At 64.7% G+C, this 17,236-nt stretch carries 18 protein-coding genes; 13 read left to right on the top strand and 5 right to left on the bottom strand.

What is annotated here, in order from left to right; translation table 11 throughout:
• Positions 1-13: 13 nt before the first annotated feature.
• Genes pcaG through pcaD form a run of 4 tightly spaced genes read right to left on the bottom strand, consistent with a single transcriptional unit; the run spans position 14 to position 2,585 of the window.
• Complete coding sequence (gene pcaG, locus EN851_RS17990) at positions 14-628, bottom strand: protocatechuate 3,4-dioxygenase subunit alpha (protein ID WP_135929727.1); 615 nt, start codon at positions 626-628, stop codon at positions 14-16.
• The gene (pcaH, locus tag EN851_RS17985) at positions 628-1,380 is read right to left on the bottom strand and encodes a protocatechuate 3,4-dioxygenase subunit beta (RefSeq protein ID WP_135929726.1); all 753 of its coding nucleotides are present in this window, start codon (positions 1,378-1,380) and stop codon (positions 628-630) included. Before pcaH ends, pcaG begins: the two co-directional genes overlap by 1 nt.
• Positions 1,373-1,783: a 4-carboxymuconolactone decarboxylase gene (gene pcaC / locus EN851_RS17980; protein WP_127870566.1), complete on the bottom strand. Its 411-nt coding sequence runs from the start codon at positions 1,781-1,783 to the stop codon at positions 1,373-1,375. The genes pcaH and pcaC overlap by 8 nt, the downstream gene beginning before the upstream one ends.
• A complete protein-coding gene (gene pcaD / locus EN851_RS17975; protein ID WP_135929725.1) occupies positions 1,776-2,585 on the bottom strand; it encodes a 3-oxoadipate enol-lactonase in 810 nt (269 codons plus the stop codon). Before pcaD ends, pcaC begins: the two co-directional genes overlap by 8 nt.
• Before the next feature lie 93 nt (positions 2,586-2,678).
• Here pcaD and pcaQ point away from each other — a divergent pair, with 93 nt between their 5' ends.
• From pcaQ to EN851_RS17935, 8 genes are all read left to right on the top strand, one after another.
• Positions 2,679-3,596: a pca operon transcription factor PcaQ gene (gene pcaQ / locus EN851_RS17970; protein ID WP_135929724.1), complete on the top strand. Its 918-nt coding sequence runs from the start codon at positions 2,679-2,681 to the stop codon at positions 3,594-3,596.
• A 140-nt stretch (positions 3,597-3,736) separates the two neighbouring features.
• Positions 3,737-5,053: an ABC transporter substrate-binding protein gene (locus tag EN851_RS17965; protein ID WP_135929723.1), complete on the top strand. Its 1,317-nt coding sequence runs from the start codon at positions 3,737-3,739 to the stop codon at positions 5,051-5,053.
• Positions 5,054-5,074: 21 nt separating this feature from the next.
• Positions 5,075-5,818: an ABC transporter ATP-binding protein gene (locus EN851_RS17960; protein WP_135929722.1), complete on the top strand. Its 744-nt coding sequence runs from the start codon at positions 5,075-5,077 to the stop codon at positions 5,816-5,818.
• Complete coding sequence (locus EN851_RS17955) at positions 5,815-6,543, top strand: ABC transporter ATP-binding protein (RefSeq protein WP_135929721.1); 729 nt, start codon at positions 5,815-5,817, stop codon at positions 6,541-6,543. Before EN851_RS17960 ends, EN851_RS17955 begins: the two co-directional genes overlap by 4 nt.
• Positions 6,540-7,436 (top strand): branched-chain amino acid ABC transporter permease, encoded by an 897-nt coding sequence (locus tag EN851_RS17950; RefSeq protein WP_135929720.1) that lies wholly within the window; start codon positions 6,540-6,542, stop codon positions 7,434-7,436. Before EN851_RS17955 ends, EN851_RS17950 begins: the two co-directional genes overlap by 4 nt.
• Positions 7,433-8,494 (top strand): branched-chain amino acid ABC transporter permease, encoded by a 1,062-nt coding sequence (locus EN851_RS17945; protein ID WP_127279933.1) that lies wholly within the window; start codon positions 7,433-7,435, stop codon positions 8,492-8,494. Before EN851_RS17950 ends, EN851_RS17945 begins: the two co-directional genes overlap by 4 nt.
• Before the next feature lie 2 nt (positions 8,495-8,496).
• A complete protein-coding gene (locus EN851_RS17940; protein WP_135929881.1) occupies positions 8,497-9,282 on the top strand; it encodes a coniferyl-alcohol dehydrogenase in 786 nt (261 codons plus the stop codon).
• 35 nt (positions 9,283-9,317) lie between these two features.
• Positions 9,318-10,763, top strand: coding sequence for an aldehyde dehydrogenase (locus tag EN851_RS17935; RefSeq protein ID WP_135929719.1), 1,446 nt, complete (start codon positions 9,318-9,320; stop codon positions 10,761-10,763).
• Positions 10,764-10,788: 25 nt separating this feature from the next.
• On the opposite strand, the gene EN851_RS17930 is transcribed toward EN851_RS17935, so the two are convergent.
• The gene (locus EN851_RS17930; protein ID WP_135929718.1) at positions 10,789-11,718 is read right to left on the bottom strand and encodes an aldose 1-epimerase; all 930 of its coding nucleotides are present in this window, start codon (positions 11,716-11,718) and stop codon (positions 10,789-10,791) included.
• A gap of 61 nt (positions 11,719-11,779) precedes the next feature.
• Between EN851_RS17930 and EN851_RS17925 the strand changes: the two genes are divergently transcribed.
• From EN851_RS17925 to EN851_RS17905, 5 genes are read left to right on the top strand one after another with little or no spacing between them, the layout of a single operon-like run.
• On the top strand, positions 11,780-12,571 hold the full coding sequence (locus EN851_RS17925) for a FadR/GntR family transcriptional regulator (protein ID WP_167531350.1): 792 nt from the start codon (positions 11,780-11,782) through the stop codon (positions 12,569-12,571).
• Entirely contained in the window at positions 12,568-14,295 is a 1,728-nt protein-coding gene (locus EN851_RS17920; RefSeq protein ID WP_135929717.1) for an IlvD/Edd family dehydratase, read from the top strand. The genes EN851_RS17925 and EN851_RS17920 overlap by 4 nt, the downstream gene beginning before the upstream one ends.
• A gap of 11 nt (positions 14,296-14,306) precedes the next feature.
• Entirely contained in the window at positions 14,307-15,086 is a 780-nt protein-coding gene (locus tag EN851_RS17915; protein ID WP_135865110.1) for an SDR family oxidoreductase, read from the top strand.
• A 32-nt stretch (positions 15,087-15,118) separates the two neighbouring features.
• A complete protein-coding gene (gene araD1, locus EN851_RS17910) occupies positions 15,119-16,117 on the top strand; it encodes an AraD1 family protein (protein ID WP_135929716.1) in 999 nt (332 codons plus the stop codon).
• A gap of 53 nt (positions 16,118-16,170) precedes the next feature.
• Complete coding sequence (locus EN851_RS17905) at positions 16,171-17,196, top strand: ABC transporter substrate-binding protein (protein ID WP_127279053.1); 1,026 nt, start codon at positions 16,171-16,173, stop codon at positions 17,194-17,196.
• Positions 17,197-17,236 lie beyond the last annotated feature (40 nt).

The following is a 17,236-nucleotide window of genomic DNA, read 5'->3' as shown; positions in this document are numbered from 1 at the left end:
CCTGCTCCGTCCATCAACTGTCGAAGAAGACGGTTTCCTTCTCCCCCTGGAGATGGATATCGAAGATATAGGCGTCGCCCTGGCGCTCGGCGATCAGCGTCGACACGCGAACGCGGTGCTCGATACGCGCCAGGATCGGATCCCCGCCATTGGCTTCTTCCTCGTCGGAAAAATAGAGCCGTGTATGCAGACCGAGGTTGATGCCGCGCGCGACGATCCAGAGCGTGATGTGCGGCGCCATCAGGCGACCGTCGCGGAACGGCACGCGGCCGGGCTTGACGGTCTCGAACGCGCAGAGCCCGGTTTCCATGTCGGTCGGGCAGCGGCCCCAGCCGTGGAAATTCGGATCGGCGGCACCGCGCATCTCGGCCGGCGAATTGTAGAGCCCGTCGGCATCCGCCTGCCAGATCTCGATCAGCGCGTCCTTCAACGGCGTGCCGGTGCCGTCGAGCACGCGAATGCGCAGCTCGATGCGCTCGCCCTTGGTCCGCTCATTGACCATGGCCGAGCCAAGATCGTCCTCATAGACGCCGCCGATGCCGCAGAAATTCGGCGTCAGCCCGATATGGACATAGGGTCCCGCGGTCTGCGAAGGGCTCTCTTTCGGCCGGTCGAGCGACTGCGCCATCAATTGCCCTCCGGTCTGTTTTCGAACAGCGTCGATCGCCGCCCGCGCAGCACAATGTCGAATTTGTAGGCAAGCGCGTCCATCGGGATTGTCGATTGCATGTCGAGCGCGGCAATCAGCGCTTCGACGGCCGCCTTGTCGCGAATGCCGCCGACGATCGGACAGCGCCAGATCAGCGGATCGCCCTCGAAATACATCTGCGTGATCAGCCGCTGCGCGAAGCCGTGGCCGAAAACCGAGAAATGGATGTGCGCCGGCCGCCAATCGTTCGGGCCGTTCGGCCAGGGATAAGGACCGGGCCTGACAGTGCGAAAGGCATAGGCGCCGTCCTCGCCGGTGAGGGTGCGGCCGCATCCGCCGAAATTCGGATCGAGCGGCGCCAGATAGCCGTCCTTCTTGTGGCGATAGCGGCCGCCGGCATTGGCCTGCCAGAATTCGAGCAGCGCACCAGGAACGCCAACGCCGCGCTCGTCGAGCACCCGCCCATGGACGATGATGCGCTCGCCGATGGCGCTCTCGCCCGGCCTGGCGAAATTGTGGATCAGGTCGTTGTCGCGTTCACGGATCATGGCATGGCCAAACACCGGGCCGGTCAGTTCCGACAGCGTGTTGTCGAATGACAGCAATGCCTTCTGTGGAGAACGCAGCACAGAACTCTTGTAACTCGGCGTGAACGCCGGCGGGTGCCATTGGCGGTCGCGCTGGAAGAAGGCGCCGGTTTCCGGCGTCCGGTTGGAGCCGGGCTCAGCCATGGGCAGCCTTGTCTGCGTCCATTTCCGCAAACACCTCCTTGGCAATCCTGAAGGCGCGGTTGGCCGCCGGCACGCCGGCATAGATCGCGACATGCAGGAAGGCCTCGCAAATATCCTCGCGCGTCGCACCTGTGTTTGCGGTGGCACGCACATGCAAGGCGACCTCTTCATCATGGCCGAGTGCCGCCAGCAGCGCCAGCGTGACGATCGAGCGTTCGCGCTTGCTGAAGCCTGGTCTGGCCCACACCGTTCCCCAGGCAGCCTCGGTGATCAGTTCCTGGAAAGGCTGGTCGAAATCGGTGGCAGCGACCTCGGCCCGATCGACATGCGGATCGCCGAGCACGGCGCGCCGCACCGCAAGGCCGGTACGATACCTGGCTGCGTTGCCGGGGACTTCATCCATGGGTTTGTGCTCCAGGGGCAAGCGATGCGATGAAATCGCGGATCAGGGCGGTGAGCGCCTTGGGTTGTTCGACGCAGGGAATGTGCCCGGCGTCGCGGATGATCTCGAAACGCGAACCGGGGATCAGGGCGGCCAGCGAGCGGACAAGATCGGGTGGTGTCGAGCCATCCTGGTCGCCGGCGATACAGAGCGTCGGCACGGCGATGCGGCGTGCGGCATCGGTGAAATCCGCGTCGCGAACCGCCGCGCAGGTCCCGATATAGCCGGCGGGCGATTGCCGGGTCATCATGTTCCAGTAGCCGTCAAGCTCGGCCATCCGCGCGGTATGGAAGGTCGGAGTGAACCACACTTTGAGCACGCCATCCGCAACGGCCTGGATGCCCTTGCTTTCGACCGTCGCAATGCGTGTGTTCCAGCTGTCCGTCGTACCGATCTTGTGGGCCGTGTCACACAGGATCATGGCCTCGACGATTTCGGGCCGCCTGGCATATAGCCCTTGCGCGATCATGCCACCGACCGACAGGCCGCACAGCACGACCTTCTCCAACCCGAAATGATCGATGAGCGCCGAGAGATCGTCGACATGATCGTCGATCGACCTGATGTCACCGATGTCGGACAGTCCGTGGCCGCGCTTGTCGTAGACCAGCAAGGGCATTTCCCCCTCAAGCGCCGAGACAGTTTCGTCCCAGATGCGAAAGTCGGTGCCCAGCGAATTGATGAACACCACCGGTGGCGTCCTGCCGTTCGCCTCGACATATCGGTGATGCAGTGTGATGCCGCCAAGGGTGACGAATGGCACGATTTCAATCCTCCATCTCCACATTGCACAAGGCGTTTGGTTCGGTAAAATGATATTTTGCGCCGTTTCATTAACTCAGGGGTTATCAAATTCATGTCCGAGAGCCGCATCCGGTTCCGTCACCTGCAGGCATTCCTGGAAGTCGCGCGACAAGGCAGCGTGGCCCGCGCCGCCGATTTTCTGCATGTCAGCGCGCCGGCGGTGACCAAGACGCTGCGTGAACTGGAAGAAGCGCTGGGTGTCGCCGTCGTCGAGCGTGACGGGCGCGGCATCCGCGTCACGCGGCTTGGCGAGATTTTCCTCGGCCACGCCGGTTCGGCGATTACGGCGCTCAAGCGCGGTGTCGATTCCGTCCGCCAGGACGGCGCCGTCAATCGCCATCCGATCCGCATCGGCGCGCTGCCGACTGTGTCGGCGAAGGTCATGCCGCGAGCCATGAGCCTGTTCCTGCGGGAAAATACCGGCGCCGCACTCAAGATCGTCACCGGCGAAAACGCTGTTCTGCTTGAACAGTTGCGCATCGGCGCGCTCGACCTCGTCGTCGGACGGCTGGCGGCGCCCGAGAACATGACCGGCTTCTTCTTCGAACATCTCTACTCGGAACAGGTGCTGTTCGTAGTGCGGGCCGGACATCCGCTGCTGGAGCCGGGGGCCGACATCTTCGCCAGCCTCGACGAATTTCCAGTGCTGATGCCGACCCGGGAATCCGTCATCCGGCCCTTTGTCGATCGCCTGTTCATAACCAACGGCATGACCGCGCCGGCCACCGAGATCGAGACGGTCTCGGATTCGTTCGGCCGCGCCTTCATGCGGCAGAGCAATGCGGTGTGGATCATTTCGGCCGGCGTGGTCGCCAACGAGATCGCCAACGGCGCCTTCGTCTCCCTGCCGGTCGACACCGACGAGACCAAGGGGCCGGTCGGCCTGACGATGCGCACCGACACCGCCCCCTCGCCGGCCTTCACCATTCTGCTGCAAACCATTCGCGAGGCGGCCAGATCGGGCAGCTAAGGCATCGACTGGTCAGACGGGCTCCATCTTCCCTCAGGAATCCGCTAACCCCAGGGTTAATGAAACACCGCAAAATATCATTTTACCGAACCAAATCACTGGTGCACTGTACCGATGGAGGACCACAGAGGGAGGAATGCATGACCTACGCTAGCAGTAGCAGATCCAGTATTCGTGGCGTGTCGCGGCGCCAGTTTCTCGTCACCTCGATGGCTGGCGGCGCGGCACTCGCGCTCGGCGGCGGCAAGGCCTTCGCCCAGACTGCCGACACGCTCAAGGTCGGCTTCGTCAGCCCGCGCACCGGACCGCTCGGCGGCTTCGGCGAGACCGACGGCTATGTGCTCGATCTCGCCCGCAAGGCGCTGGCCGGCGGCATCGAGCTCGGCGGAAAGAAATACAGTGTGGAAATCCTCGACCAGGACACGCAATCGGACCCCTCCCGCGCGGGCCAGCTCGCCAAGGACCTGATCAACAACCAGGCCATCGACCTCATGCTCGCGGTATCGACGCCCGAAGTGATCAACCCAGTGGCCGATGCCTGCGAAGCCGCCGGCGTGCCATGCCTATCGACGGTCATGCCGTGGGAAGCCTGGTATTTCGGCCGCGGCGCCAAGCCCGGCGAGCCCTCGCCGTTCAAATGGACCTATCATTTCGGCTTCGGGGTCGACGAATTCTTCAGGGCCTACGTCTCGCAGTGGAACCTGATCGAGACCAACAAGAAGGTCGGCGTCATGTATCCGAACGACGCCGACGGCAACGCTATCCGCGCCCATCTCGCGCCGTTGCTGGCCAAGCAGGGTTTCACCATCGTCGACCCGGGCGCCTATGAGACCGGCACCACCGATTATTCCTCGCAGATCGCCCTGTTCAAGCAGGAAGGCGTCGAGATCTTCAACTCGTTCCCGATCCCGCCTGACTTCGCCGCCTTCTGGCGTCAGGCGGCCCAGCAAGGCCTGATCAAGCAGATCAAGATCTGCCAGGTCGCCAAGACCGGCCTGTTCCCATCCGACATCGAGGCACTTGGCGACCTCGGCATGAAGATTTCGAGCGCCGCCTACTGGCACAAGGCCTTTCCATACAAGTCGCCGCTGACCGGCGTCTCGGGGACCGAGCTTGCCGACGGCTACGAGGCGGCGAGCGGCAAGCAATGGACGCAGCAGCTCGGCGCCTCGATGTCGCTGCTCGACGCCGGCTTCGAGGCGCTGAAAGCGAGCTCCAATGCCAAGGACAAGGCGGCGGTCGCCAAGGCGCTGAGCACGCTCAAGACCGAAACCATGATCGGCAAGGTCGACTTCACCGGCGGCCCGGTGGCCAACGTGTCGCCCGGCCCGATCATCGGCACGCAATGGATTGCCGCCAAGGAAGGCAGCAAGTTCCCGCTCGACTACGTCGTGACCGAGAACGCCACCGATCCGAACGTTCCGGTCGAAGCCAAGCTTCTGCCTTACAACCGCTGATGGACCGCTGACGAGGACCGCCTGGTGACCCATCCGCAACAACAGGCTGTTCTCGCCGCCGCCGGCATCCACAAGCGCTTCGGCGCGCTCGTGGTGCTGGAGGCCGTCGACTTCGCTATGGCCGCCGACGAGGCGGTCGGCATTGTCGGCCCGAACGGTGCCGGCAAGACCACGCTGCTCAGCGTGCTGTCAGGCGCCTTTCCTCCGAGCGCCGGCTCGGTCTCCTTCAAGGGCGGCGATGTAACGGCGCTGCCGGCGACGGCGCGTTGCCGCCTGGGCCTGGTGCGCACGCATCAGGTGCCGAAACCATTCGGCGGCATGACCACCTTCGAGAATGTTTTTGTTGCCGCGTCGCATGGCGCGGGGCTCGGCCGCGACGAGGCCTATGAGGAGGCGCTCGGCTCGCTGAAGCTGTGCGGCATGCTTGGGGTCGCCAACCGGCGCGCCGAGACGCTCGGCCTGCTCGACCGGAAACGTCTGGAATTGGCACGCGCATTGGCGGCCCGGCCAACGCTGCTGCTGCTGGACGAGATCGGCGGCGGCCTGACCGATGGCGAAGCCGGCGAGCTTGTCGACACGATCAAGGAGCTACGCCGGCGCAAGATCGGCATCGTCTGGATCGAGCACATCGTGCACATCCTGCTGCAGGTGGCCGAGCGGCTGATCTGCATGGATGCGGGCAAGATCATCGCCGATGGCGACCCGCAAACGGTGATGGCCGACCCGGAGGTCGTGCGCGCCTATCTCGGCGGAGGCCCGAAATGAGCCTGCTGTCGGTCGAGAACCTGGTTGTCCGGCACGGCCTGCTGCAGGCGGTGCGCGGCGTCAGCTTCGGCGTCGAGCGCGGCGAGACGCTGGCGCTGGTCGGCGCCAACGGCGCCGGCAAGACGACGCTGCTCAGGGCCATCGCCGGCGCGCATGAGCCGGCGGCCGGCCGTGTGCTTCTGGACGGCGCGGATCTCACCAGCGTGCCGTCGCACAGGCGCGTCGGCATGGGCATAGCGCTGGTGCCGGAAGGGCGAAAGCTGTTCGTGCGGATGACGGTCGAGGAGAACCTGCTGCTCGGCAAGACCACCGGGCGGCCAGGCGACTGGAGCGTCGACAAGGTGCTCGAAATGTTTCCCAATCTGAAACTGCGCCGCCACGCCAAGACGGGGCATCTGTCGGGCGGCGAACAGCAGGCGACGGCGATCGGCCGGGCGCTGATGAGCAATCCGGATGTGCTGCTGCTGGACGAGGTCTCGCTTGGTCTTTCGCCGCTGATCGTCGACCGTGTCTATGCGGCACTTCAGGGGCTGATCGCTTCGGGCACGACAATCATCCTCGTCGAACAGGACCTCAACCGGGCGCTGTCGGTTTCGGACAAGGTCATCTGCATGCTGGAGGGACGCATCGCGCTCGAAGGCGAGAGCAAGAGCGTGTCGCGTGAGAATGTGACGAAAGCCTATTTCGGCCTGCACCGGAAGGGCACCGGGAGCGTTCCCGCATGAGCAACCAGATCATCCAGGGCATCCTGCTCGGCGGCTATTACGCGCTGATCGCCTGCGGCCTGTCCTTCATGTTTTCGGTGATGCGCATCATCAACCTCGCCCATGGCAGCCTTGCCGTGTTCGCCGCCTATGCGCTGTGGTTTTTGGCCTCGCGGTTCCACATCCCGCCGTTTCTCGGCCTGCTCATCGTCTTGCCAGTGATGGCCGCGATCGGCTGGGCGCTGCAGCGCTTCCTGCTCGAGCGCAGCGCGCGCGGCGGCGCCCTGCTGCCGATCCTGACCACGTTCGGCCTCGCCATCGTCATCGACAACATGCTGTTCCAACAGTTCGGCGCCGACACCCGTTCGCTGGCGCCCTTCATCGGCAGCCTGTCCTATGATTCCTGGGAATGGCCGGGCAGCATCTATGTCGGCAAGCTCGCGGTGATCATGTTCACCACCGCCGTGGTCCTGCTTGGCGGGCTGCAGCTATTCCTGACCCGCACCCGGCTTGGCCGCTCGATCCGCGCCACCTCGGAAGACCCCGACACCGCCGGCCTGGTCGGCGTCGATGCACGGCGTGCCAACGCCGTTGCTGCCGCCATCGCCATGGTCACCGTCGGCCTTGCCGGCGCGTTCCTCGGCATGCGCGCGACCTTCGATCCCTATGCCGGCGCGCCGCAATTGCTGTTCGCCTTCGAGGCGGCGGTGATCGGCGGCGCCGGGTCGCTGTGGGGAACGCTGATCGGCGGCATCGTGCTGGCGCTGGCCCAGACGCTCGGCGCGCAAGTGCATCCGCAGGGATTTCTGATCGGCGGTCATGCCGTGTTCCTTGTCGTGCTGTTCGTGCGGCTTTCGGCATCCGGCTTTGGCCTGCGCTGGCTGTTGCACCTGCCTTCCCGGAGCGCACCATGAGCGTCGTTCCGACTTCGCCCATGATCGAGCGTGGTACCGCGACCTCGCGCATCGCGGCTATCGCCGTGGCCATCGTCATCGCGCTGCTCGCCATCGCGCCGCAATTCCTCTCGGCCGGCGCGGTCGACCGCATGACGGCGCTGTTCATCTATGTGATCCTGGCGGCGATGTGGAACGCGCTGGCCGGTTTCGGCGGCCTGGTCTCGGTCGGCCAGCAGGTGTTCTTCGGGCTTGGCGCATATTTCGCCATCCGTCTTGCCGATGCCGGTCTCAATCCTTTCCTGGCGCTCTTTGCATCGGGAATTATCGTCGGCGCGGTTTCCTGGCCGCTGTCGCTCTTCATGCTGCGGCTCAAGAACGGTGAGTTCGCCATCGGCATGTGGGTGATCGCGGCGCTCACCCATCTGCTGGTCAATCTCGACCGGCTGGTGCAGGGCGAAACCGGCACCTCGCTGATCTCGCTCAACGTCTACGATGCCTCGATAAGGCGGGTGACCATCTACTGGCTTGCGCTGGCCTCGATGACGGCCCTGCTCGCTGCCCTCTTCGGCCTGCTGCGCGGCAGCACGGGCGCCGCCATCCGCGCCATTCGCGACAATGAGGATGCGGCCGCTTCGGTCGGCGTGCGCGTCACCGGCACCAAGCGGCTGCTGTTCGTGCTTGCCGCCTTCGGCATCGGCATTGCCGGCGCATTGTGGCTGGCGACCTCCATCACCTTCCAGCCGAAAACCTACTTCAACGTGCAGTGGACAGCCTACATGATCTTCATGGTTCTGGTCGGTGGCATCGGCACGTTCGAGGGCGCCATTCTCGGCGCGCTGGTCTTCTTCCTCATCGAGACCTGGTTCGGCGGCGCCGGCGTCTGGTACCTGATCGGCCTCGGCGCCACCGCCGTGCTGTTTTCGCTTTTCCTGCCGCGCGGCCTGTGGGGAACGATCGAGGAGCGCTTTGGGCTGCGCCTGCTGCCGGTCGGCTACCGCGTCAAGCTGCCGGCGAACGTCGCCGATGGCGGCATGATCCCGTCGCAGCAAGCCACAACATATCAGGAGAAGGCATGAGCATGCTTTTCGGCAAGACCATCCTCATCACCGGGGCTGCCTCCGGCATCGGCGCACGCACGGCGGAGCTTGCCGGCCAGCTCGGCGCCGACGTGATCGGCGCCGATGTGCGCGAGCCGGCCGCAGCGGTTGGCAGTTTCGTCAAGGCCGACATCTCGTCGAAGGCGGGCGTCGATGAGCTCATCGCGCGCCTGCCGCAGCGCATCGATGCACTCTGCAACGTCGCCGGCCTCTCCGGCAACACCGGTGCGGCCTCGACGCTGGCCGTCAACTTCTTCGGTCTGCGTGCGCTCTCGGAAGGGCTTGCGCCCAGCCTTCGCGAAGGCGGCGCCATCGTCAACGTCGCCTCGATCGCCGGTTATGGCTGGCGCGCCAATCTCAACCGCGCCGCCTCGATGGTCGGCATCGAAGGTTTCCCCGATGTCGCCAAAGTGGTCGCCGACCACGCGATGAAGAACGAGGAAGGCTACCCCGTGTCCAAGGAACTGCTGCTCCTGTGGACGATGCGCGCGGCACATCAGGAGCTGTTCAGGAAGCGTGGCATCCGCGTCAATGCGGTGAGCCCCGGTCCGGTCGAGACGCCAATCCTGAAACAGTTTCGCTCCGTGCTTGGCGATGCCCGCGTCGACAGCGATATCGCACGGGTCGGACGTGCCGGCACATCGGGTGACATCGCGCCTGTCGTGCTGTTCCTGTGCTCGGATGGCGCGCGCTGGGTCAACGGCGCCAATGTGCCGGTTGACGGTGGCCTCGAAGCATCGATCAATGCCGAAGTGCTCGGCTTCTAATCTGTGAAGCTCCATCGAGAGCGAGGGAAAGAACAATGGATATCGGACTTCTGATCGACGGCGACGAAAAGGCGGCAACAGGCAAGGCTTCCTACGAGCGCATGGACCCGTTCACCGGCAAATTGGCGACGCGCGCGGCAGCGGCAAGCGTGGCCGACGCCAACGCCGCCGTCGACGCAGCCGCCGCTGCCTTTCCCGCCTGGTCGAAGACCGGGCCCGGCGAGCGCCGCGCGCTGCTCTCCAAGGCCGCCGATGTGATGGGCTCGAAGGTCGCTGAATTCACCAGGCTGATGATGGAAGAGACCGGCGCCACCGGCCCCTGGGCCGGCTTCAACGTCATGCTGGCAGCCAACATGCTGCGCGAGGCAGCGGCGATGACGACGCAGATTTCGGGCGAGATCATTCCGTCCGACAAGCCGGGCACGCTGGCCATGGCGATCCGCCAGCCGGCGGGGGTGTGCCTTGGCATCGCGCCCTGGAACGCGCCGGTCATTCTCGGCACGCGTGCCGTGGCGATGCCGATCGCCTGCGGCAACACGGTGGTGCTGAAGGCCTCCGAAATGTGCCCCGGCACACACCGGCTGATCGGCCAGGTGCTGGTCGAGGCCGGCCTGCCCAAGGGCGTCATCAACGTCGTCACCAACGATCCTAAAGACGCTGCCGGTATCGTTGAAGCGCTAGTCGCGCATCCCGCGGTGAAACGCGTCAACTTTACCGGCTCGACCAAGGTCGGCCGGATCATCGCCGAGCTCGCCGGCCGGCACCTCAAGCCGGCGCTGCTCGAACTCGGCGGCAAGGCGCCGCTTTTGGTGCTGGACGATGCCGACATCGACGCGGCGGTCAATGCGGCCGCTTTCGGCGCCTTCATGCATCAGGGCCAGATCTGCACGTCGACAGAGCGGCTGATCGTCGATGAAAAGATCGCCGATGAATTCGTGGCAAAACTCGCGGTCCGCGCCTCGCAACTGCCGGCGGGAGACCCGCGCGGCCATGTCGTGCTGGGCTCGCTGATCAGCAGCCAGGCGGCCGACAAGATGGAGGAACTTGTCGCCGATGCCGTGGCCAAGGGCGCCAAGCTTGTCGCCGGTGGCAAGCGCAGCGGTACCGTGGTCGAGGCAACGCTGCTCGATCACGTGACGCCGACGATGCGCGTCTATTCGGAAGAATCCTTCGGACCGGTCAAGCCGGTGATCCGCGTCAAGGGCGAGGACGAGGCCGTGCGGGTCGCCAACGACACCGAATATGGCCTGTCGTCAGCCGTCTTCAGCCGCGACATCAAACGTGCGTTTGCCGTCGCCGCCCGCATCGAAGCTGGCATCTGCCATATCAACGGACCGACGGTCGGCGATGAGGCGCAGATGCCGTTCGGCGGCGTCAAGGGCTCCGGCTATGGCCGTTTCGGCGGCAAGGCCTCGATCGCCGAATTCACCGATTTGCGCTGGGTGACGATCGAGGACCCTGGCCAGCATTATCCGTTCTGACCGGACTGCTTTGGACGGCTGACCGTCAAACAGCCAGCGACGGTGTGAAGCGAATACTGGCGGATTGCTTCTGGCCAGGCGCCAGTACGATGCAGCCGGTATGGATCTTCTCGTCATCCATCCGGTTGAAAGCGTCGGTGATGTTGCTGACCGGCTCGGCGCAAAAGAACGGCTCGCCCGGCGGCGTGTAGAGAACGAGGAAATCGAGCGGCGCCTCCGCCTCGATGTCCAGCTGCCGTTGGTGTTCGGGCCAGGAGATTCGGGCGCGGCGCGTCCATTCCGTGAAGACCGTGTCGAAGTCGACCTCCGATACGTCAAAGCCGATGGATGGATCGGCCCCAGCAGGCGGCGGGACATGCCGGATGGGCAGGACCTCCGCATCGGTTTCCCACATGCCTGATACCCGGGCCTGGACATGCGTCCACGGTGTCGACGGGAAATACGGATGGAGGCCGAAGCCAACCGGCATCGGCGCGTCCGACAGGTTGTGCACCGCAATGGTCATGCAAAGCCTGCCGTCAGCCAGAAAGATCTTCTGCTCGGCTTCATAGCTCCATGGCCAGGTATCGGCGGTGTGCCGGTAGCGCAGGACGATCATGCTGGCTTGGTGACTGACGACCGTCCATGGGCGACGCCAGCCATGGCCATGCTCGTGGTGCGGATCGTCAGGCTGGCTGGGCAATTGGATCGAACGCCCCGCGAATTCGAAGCGGCCACCCCTGATACGGTTGGAGTAGGGAACGAGCGGAAAGCAAGCCATGGCGCCAGCATCGCGGCGGCTGATCGCCGCTGGATCGGCCGGGCGCAGCCAATCCACGGCAGCGCCATCCGGCCACCACCGATACGACGCCAGCGCTCCGCCGGCTGCCGGAGCAATCTCGACCGTCGCGATGCCGTCACTGATCGAGACCAGCTCCGTGCGCTGCGCGACGGCCACAGCGGAATTCTTTGTCATTGGCACTCCCCAATCCCTTGACTCCAATCGCCATGGCGATAAGACATATCATATGAATAGTATGAAGAATAGAAAATCGTTCAGCACGGCACGCACGTCACGGGTTGCCGTGGCGGTTTCCAGCGGCTCCACCGCGCTGCACGCCACCGTTGTCGAGCAGATCGGCTTGCGGATCGTGCAAGGCGACTTCCTCCCCGGCGAGGCCCTGCCCAATGCCGACGATTCCAGCGAGATGCTGGGGGTCAGCCGCACGGTGCTGCGCGAGGCGATCAAGGTGCTGGCCGGCAAGGGGCTGGTCGAATCACGGCCAAAGACCGGCACGCGGGTGCGGCCTCGCGCCGACTGGAATTTCCTCGACCCCGACGTCCTGTCCTGGCGCTATGCCGGCGGTGTCAGCGCCGAGGATGTGCGGGCGTTGTTCGAATTGCGCCGCGCCATCGAGCCGATGTCGGCAGCCCTCGCCGCGCAGCGTGCAACGGAGGCGCAGATCGCCGAGATCCATGCGGCACTGGCCGAAATGGAAGCAGTCAGCGACGATGGCGACCGCTTCGCCAAGCCCGATTTGGTGTTCCACCAGACCATCCTGCGCATGACCGGCAACGAGCTGATCGGCTCGCTGGCGGCGCTGGTCGAGACCGCATTGGTAATGAGCTTTCGCCTTTCCAACGACAATCCGGAAGGCCAGCGCCATTCCTTGCCGCTGCACCGGGAAGTGGCCGAGAAGATTGCCGCCGGCGACGCCGCCGGGGCGCAAAAGGCGCTGCTGGTGCTCATCGACAATGCGGAGGACGACGTGCGCCGCAGCGTCGAGAACCGCAACAAACGCCGCAACGACCGAGGCCAGCAATCGTGAGCGAAACCAAACGCAAACTGCGGTCCGAAGCCTGGTTCGGCGGCGAGGGCAAGAATGCCTTCATGCACCGCAGCTGGATGAAGAATCAGGGCATTCCCGCAGACGCTTTCGACGGCCGCCCGGTGATCGGCATCTGCAACACCTGGTCGGAACTGACCCCGTGCAATGCGCATTTGCGGGCGCTGGCAGACCACGTCAAACGTGGCGTCTACGAGGCCGGCGGCCTGCCGCTGGAATTCCCGGTCATGTCGCTGGGCGAAAGCAACATGCGCCCGACCGCCATGCTGTTTCGCAACCTCGCCAGCATGGATGTCGAGGAATCCATCCGTGGCAATCCGATCGATGGCGTCATCCTGCTGGTCGGCTGCGACAAGACCACGCCGGCGCTCTTGATGGGGGCTGCCTCGTGCAACCTGCCGACCATCGCCGTGTCAGGCGGACCCATGCTCAACGGCAAGTTCCGTGGACAGGATATCGGCTCCGGCACGCATGTCTGGAAATTCGCCGAGGAGGTCAAGGCCGGCCGCATGCCGGTCGCCGACTTCCTCGCCGCCGAGCAGGGCCAGAGCCGGTCGGCGGGCAGCTGCATGACGATGGGCACCGCTTCGACGATGGCAAGCATGGTGGAAGCGCTCGGCATCGGCATGCCGGACAACGCCGCGATCCCCGCGGTGGATTCGCGCCGTGGCGTGCTCGCCCAGCTGGCCGGACGCCAGATCGTCGATCTCGTCCGCCGCGACGTGACGATTTCGCAGATCCTCACCAGGCAGGCCTTCGAGAACGCCATTCGCGTCAACGGCGCGATCGGCGGTTCGACCAATGCGGTGCTGCATCTGATCGCCATCGCCAACCGGGTTGGTGTCGATCTCAGCCTCGATGACTGGGACCGCCTTGGCCGCGACGTTCCGACCATTGTCGACCTGATGCCGTCGGGCCGGTTCCTGATGGAAGATTTCTACTATGCCGGGGGGCTAGCTGCGGTCATGGCGTCGCTTGATGAAGTGGGGCTTCTTCATCGCGACGCCATGACCGTCAGCGCCAAGACCATCGGTGAACTGATCGACGGTGCGCCCAACTACAACCGTGAGGTCATCCGCCCGCTGAGCGAGCCGCTGACCAAGGAGGGCGGCATTTCGATCCTGCGCGGCAATCTGGCGCCCAACGGAGCGGTCATCAAGCCGTCGGCGGCAACGCCCGAGCTGATGCAGCATCGTGGCAAGGCCGTCGTCTTCGAGAATATCGAGCACTACTACGCCCGCATCGACGATCCGGAACTGGATATCGATGCCTCCTCGGTGATGGTGCTGAAGAACTGCGGGCCGCGCGGCTATCCCGGAATGGCAGAAGTCGGCAACATGCCGCTGCCGGCCAAGCTGCTTAGAGAAGGCGTCTCCGACATGGTGCGCATTTCGGACGCGCGCATGAGTGGCACGGCCTACGGTACGGTGGTGCTGCATGTGGCGCCCGAAGCCGCGGCAGGTGGCACGCTTGCCCTGGTGCGTGACGGTGATCTCATCGAGCTCGACGTTGCCGGCCGTCGTCTCGAGCTTTTGGTGTCGGATGAAGAGTTGGCCATCCGCCGCCGTGACTGGAAGCCCCCGACGCCACCGCTGGGCGGCTACCAGAGCCTCTATGTCGAGCGCGTGCTGCAGGCCGACAAGGGCTGCGACTTCGACTTTCTCGTCGGCCGGCGCGATGCCGGCGTCCCCCGGCATTCCCACTAGAGAGGCGCGCGATGACGGATCAGATCGGCAGCTACGCGACCTACCCCAGCCTCAAGGGCCGCAGCGTGTTCATTACCGGTGGCGGAAGCGGCATCGGCGAAAGCCTGGTGCGCCATTTCTGTGCGCAAGGCAGCCGCGTCGCCTTCGCCGATCTGGCCGAGGAGCCTTCGCGGCGCCTGGTCGATGCGATCGTGACCGAGGGGCATGCCGCGCCGCTGTTCATTCCCTGCGACCTGCGCAATGTCGAGCAGTTGCAGGCGGCGACCGCGGAGGCGATGCAGCACAACGGCCCGATCCAGGTGCTTTGCAACAATGCCGGCAATGACGACCGCCACCAGACCAAGGACGTGACGGTGGCGTATTGGGACGACCGCATGGCGGTCAATCTGCGCCACCAGTTCTTCGCGGCCCAGGCAGTGCGCCCGCAGATGAGCGCGCAGGGCGGCGGCTCGATCATCAATTTCGGCTCCATCACCTGGATGGTCGGCGATCCCGATTGCCCCGCCTATGTGACCGCCAAGGCGGCGGTGTACGGCATGACGCGGGCGCTGGCCCGCGAACTCGGCCCCGAGCGCATCCGCGTCAACTGCATGGTGCCGGGCTGGGTGATGACCGAGCGCCAGATGAGCCTGTGGCTGAACCCGGCCGGCGAACGCCAGATCGACGAGAGGCAGTGCCTGCCCGATCGGCTGCAGCCCTCCGACATCGCGCGCATGGCGCTGTTCCTCGCCGCCGACGACAGCCGCATGTGCACGAGCCAGCAGTTCATCGTCGATGCTGGCTGGGTGTGACCGGTACAGCCTCAAAGGAAGAAGGGTATTTCATGCGTCTGGTACAGTACACAACGCCCGATGGCGGCAGGCGGGTCGGCCGGGTTTCCGATGACGGCAACCGCCTGCATCCGCTCGACAAGACCAGCACCGTGCTGGAACTAGCCGAAGCGGCGATTGCCCAGTGTGCATCGATCACGGCGCTGGTCGAGAAGCGGACGGGTGCGGCCACGGTCGACTATGACGAACTGCTGCGCGATGGCCGCGTGCTCGCTCCCGTCGACCACCCGGAGCCGGCACGCTGCCTGGTCACCGGCACCGGCCTGACCCACACCGGAAGTGCCGCCGCGCGCGACAAGATGCATGTGCTGACCCATGGCGAGGACGCCGAGGAATCGGATTCGCTGAAGATCTTCCGCATGGGCCTGGAAGGCGGCAAGCCCGACGCCGGCAAGATCGGAATCCAGCCCGAATGGTTCTTCAAGGGTGTCGGCACCTGTGTCGTGCCGCCCGGCGCCGATCTGCCCATGCCGGCTTTCGCACGCGCCGGTGCCGAGGAGGCCGAGATCGTCGGGCTCTACCTCAATGGGCCTGATGGCCGCCCCTATCGCATCGGCTATGCGCTCGGCAATGAATATTCCGACCATGTGACGGAGGCCGAGAACTACCTCTATCTCGCCCACTCCAAACTCCGCTCCTGCTCGATCGGCCCGGAGCTTTTGATCGGCGACCTGCCCGAAGAAGTGCGCGGCCATTCCCGCATCCTGCGCGACGGCGCGGTCATCTGGGAACAGGAATTCCTGTCGGGCGAAGCGCACATGTCGCACTCGATCGCCAATCTCGAACATTTCCATTTCCGCTACCCCATGCACCGCAGGGCGGGCGACCTGCACGCCTATTTCTTCGGGGCGGCGGTGATGAGCTACGCCTCCGGTATCAAGACGGCTTCCGGCGACGAGTATGAAATCCAGGCACAGGCATTCGGCAAGCCGCTGCGCAACCGGATGGTGTCGGTGCCGGACGAGGGACTGGTCGCCGTCACCCAGCTGTGACGGCAAAAGCCCCGGAAATTACGGTCCACCAGAACGACAATGGGAGATTAAAAATGGGACTGAAGAAAGCATTTCTGAGATTAGCGACGATCGGGCTCGGCATCGGCCTGATGACATCGGCGGCGCTGGCCGCGAACCTTCGCGTGCTGGCCTGGGACGGCTATGCCGACCCGGACTGGGTGAAGGACTTCACCGCCGCCACCGGCATCGGCGTCGACGTCGTCTTCATCGGCAGCGATGACGAGATCTGGGCCAAGATCAAAGGCAGCGAAGGGCAGGACTTCGATGTCTTCGCCGTCAACACCGCCCAGTTGCAGCGCTACATCAAGGCTGATCTGGTATCGCCGATCGACATCACGAAACTGCCGAACCAGAAGGACGTGCTGCCGCGCTTCCGCGATCTGTCGCAGGTCAGCGGCGACACCAAGGACGGCAAGGTCTACGGCATTCCGTTCTGCTTCGATTCCATCGGGCTGATCTACGACACCGACAAGGTCAAGCCGGCGCCGACCTCGATGTCGGTGCTGTGGGATCCGGCCTACAAGGGCAAGATCCTCGCCTATGACAATGGCGAGCACAATTTCTCGTTCACCGCGCTGACGCTCGGCTACAAGGATCCGTTCAACCTCAATGCGGAGCAGATGGCGGCGGTCAAGGCCAAGCTGGTCGAACTCAAGCGCAATGTGCTGAGCTTCTACACCACCGCCGACGAGGCGCAGCAGATATACCAGAACAATGACGTCGCCCTGATCTGGGCCAATTACGGCCAGCAGCAGGTCAAGGCGTTGCAGAAGATCGGCGCCCATGTCGCCTACGTCAACCCGAGCGAAGGCGCGCTTGCCTGGCTCGACAACTGGGTGATCTCCAAGGGTGTCCGCGACAATGCGGCGGCCGAGAAGTGGATCGACTTCATGCTGAGCAAGAAGATCGGCGGCGAGCTTTCCGAGCGTACCGGCTTCGGCAACACCGTGGTCGAGTCGAGCAGCGCCGGCGGCAACGACAAGCTGGTCTGGCTCAACAATGTCGAGGATCCGCTCAAGCGTTCGGACATGTGGAATGAGGTCAAGGCGACGCCCTGATCTTTTCCGCGCCTGACCTCGAAGGACCCGGCGGTCCGGA

Source organism: Mesorhizobium sp. M8A.F.Ca.ET.208.01.1.1 (assembly GCF_004791315.1).
Classification (GTDB): Bacteria; Pseudomonadota; Alphaproteobacteria; order Rhizobiales; family Rhizobiaceae; genus Mesorhizobium.
This window is presented reverse-complemented; position numbering and strand designations above follow the sequence as displayed.

What these genes read in the sequence shown, in the direction of transcription:
- pcaG (WP_135929727.1), bottom strand. Translation starts at nt 628, where the DNA reads ATGGCGCAGTCGCTCGACCGGCCGAAAGAGAGCCCTTCGCAGACCGCG.
- pcaH (WP_135929726.1), bottom strand. Translation starts at nt 1,380, where the DNA reads ATGGCTGAGCCCGGCTCCAACCGGACGCCGGAAACCGGCGCCTTCTTC.
- pcaC (WP_127870566.1), bottom strand. Translation starts at nt 1,783, where the DNA reads ATGGATGAAGTCCCCGGCAACGCAGCCAGGTATCGTACCGGCCTTGCG.
- pcaQ (WP_135929724.1), top strand. Translation starts at nt 2,679, where the DNA reads ATGTCCGAGAGCCGCATCCGGTTCCGTCACCTGCAGGCATTCCTGGAA.
- EN851_RS17965 (WP_135929723.1), top strand. Translation starts at nt 3,737, where the DNA reads ATGACCTACGCTAGCAGTAGCAGATCCAGTATTCGTGGCGTGTCGCGG.
- EN851_RS17955 (WP_135929721.1), top strand. Translation starts at nt 5,815, where the DNA reads ATGAGCCTGCTGTCGGTCGAGAACCTGGTTGTCCGGCACGGCCTGCTG.
- EN851_RS17950 (WP_135929720.1), top strand. Translation starts at nt 6,540, where the DNA reads ATGAGCAACCAGATCATCCAGGGCATCCTGCTCGGCGGCTATTACGCG.
- EN851_RS17945 (WP_127279933.1), top strand. Translation starts at nt 7,433, where the DNA reads ATGAGCGTCGTTCCGACTTCGCCCATGATCGAGCGTGGTACCGCGACC.
- EN851_RS17940 (WP_135929881.1), top strand. Translation starts at nt 8,497, where the DNA reads ATGCTTTTCGGCAAGACCATCCTCATCACCGGGGCTGCCTCCGGCATC.
- EN851_RS17935 (WP_135929719.1), top strand. Translation starts at nt 9,318, where the DNA reads ATGGATATCGGACTTCTGATCGACGGCGACGAAAAGGCGGCAACAGGC.
- EN851_RS17930 (WP_135929718.1), bottom strand. Translation starts at nt 11,718, where the DNA reads ATGACAAAGAATTCCGCTGTGGCCGTCGCGCAGCGCACGGAGCTGGTC.
- EN851_RS17925 (WP_167531350.1), top strand. Translation starts at nt 11,780, where the DNA reads ATGAAGAATAGAAAATCGTTCAGCACGGCACGCACGTCACGGGTTGCC.
- EN851_RS17915 (WP_135865110.1), top strand. Translation starts at nt 14,307, where the DNA reads ATGACGGATCAGATCGGCAGCTACGCGACCTACCCCAGCCTCAAGGGC.
- araD1 (WP_135929716.1), top strand. Translation starts at nt 15,119, where the DNA reads ATGCGTCTGGTACAGTACACAACGCCCGATGGCGGCAGGCGGGTCGGC.
- EN851_RS17905 (WP_127279053.1), top strand. Translation starts at nt 16,171, where the DNA reads ATGGGACTGAAGAAAGCATTTCTGAGATTAGCGACGATCGGGCTCGGC.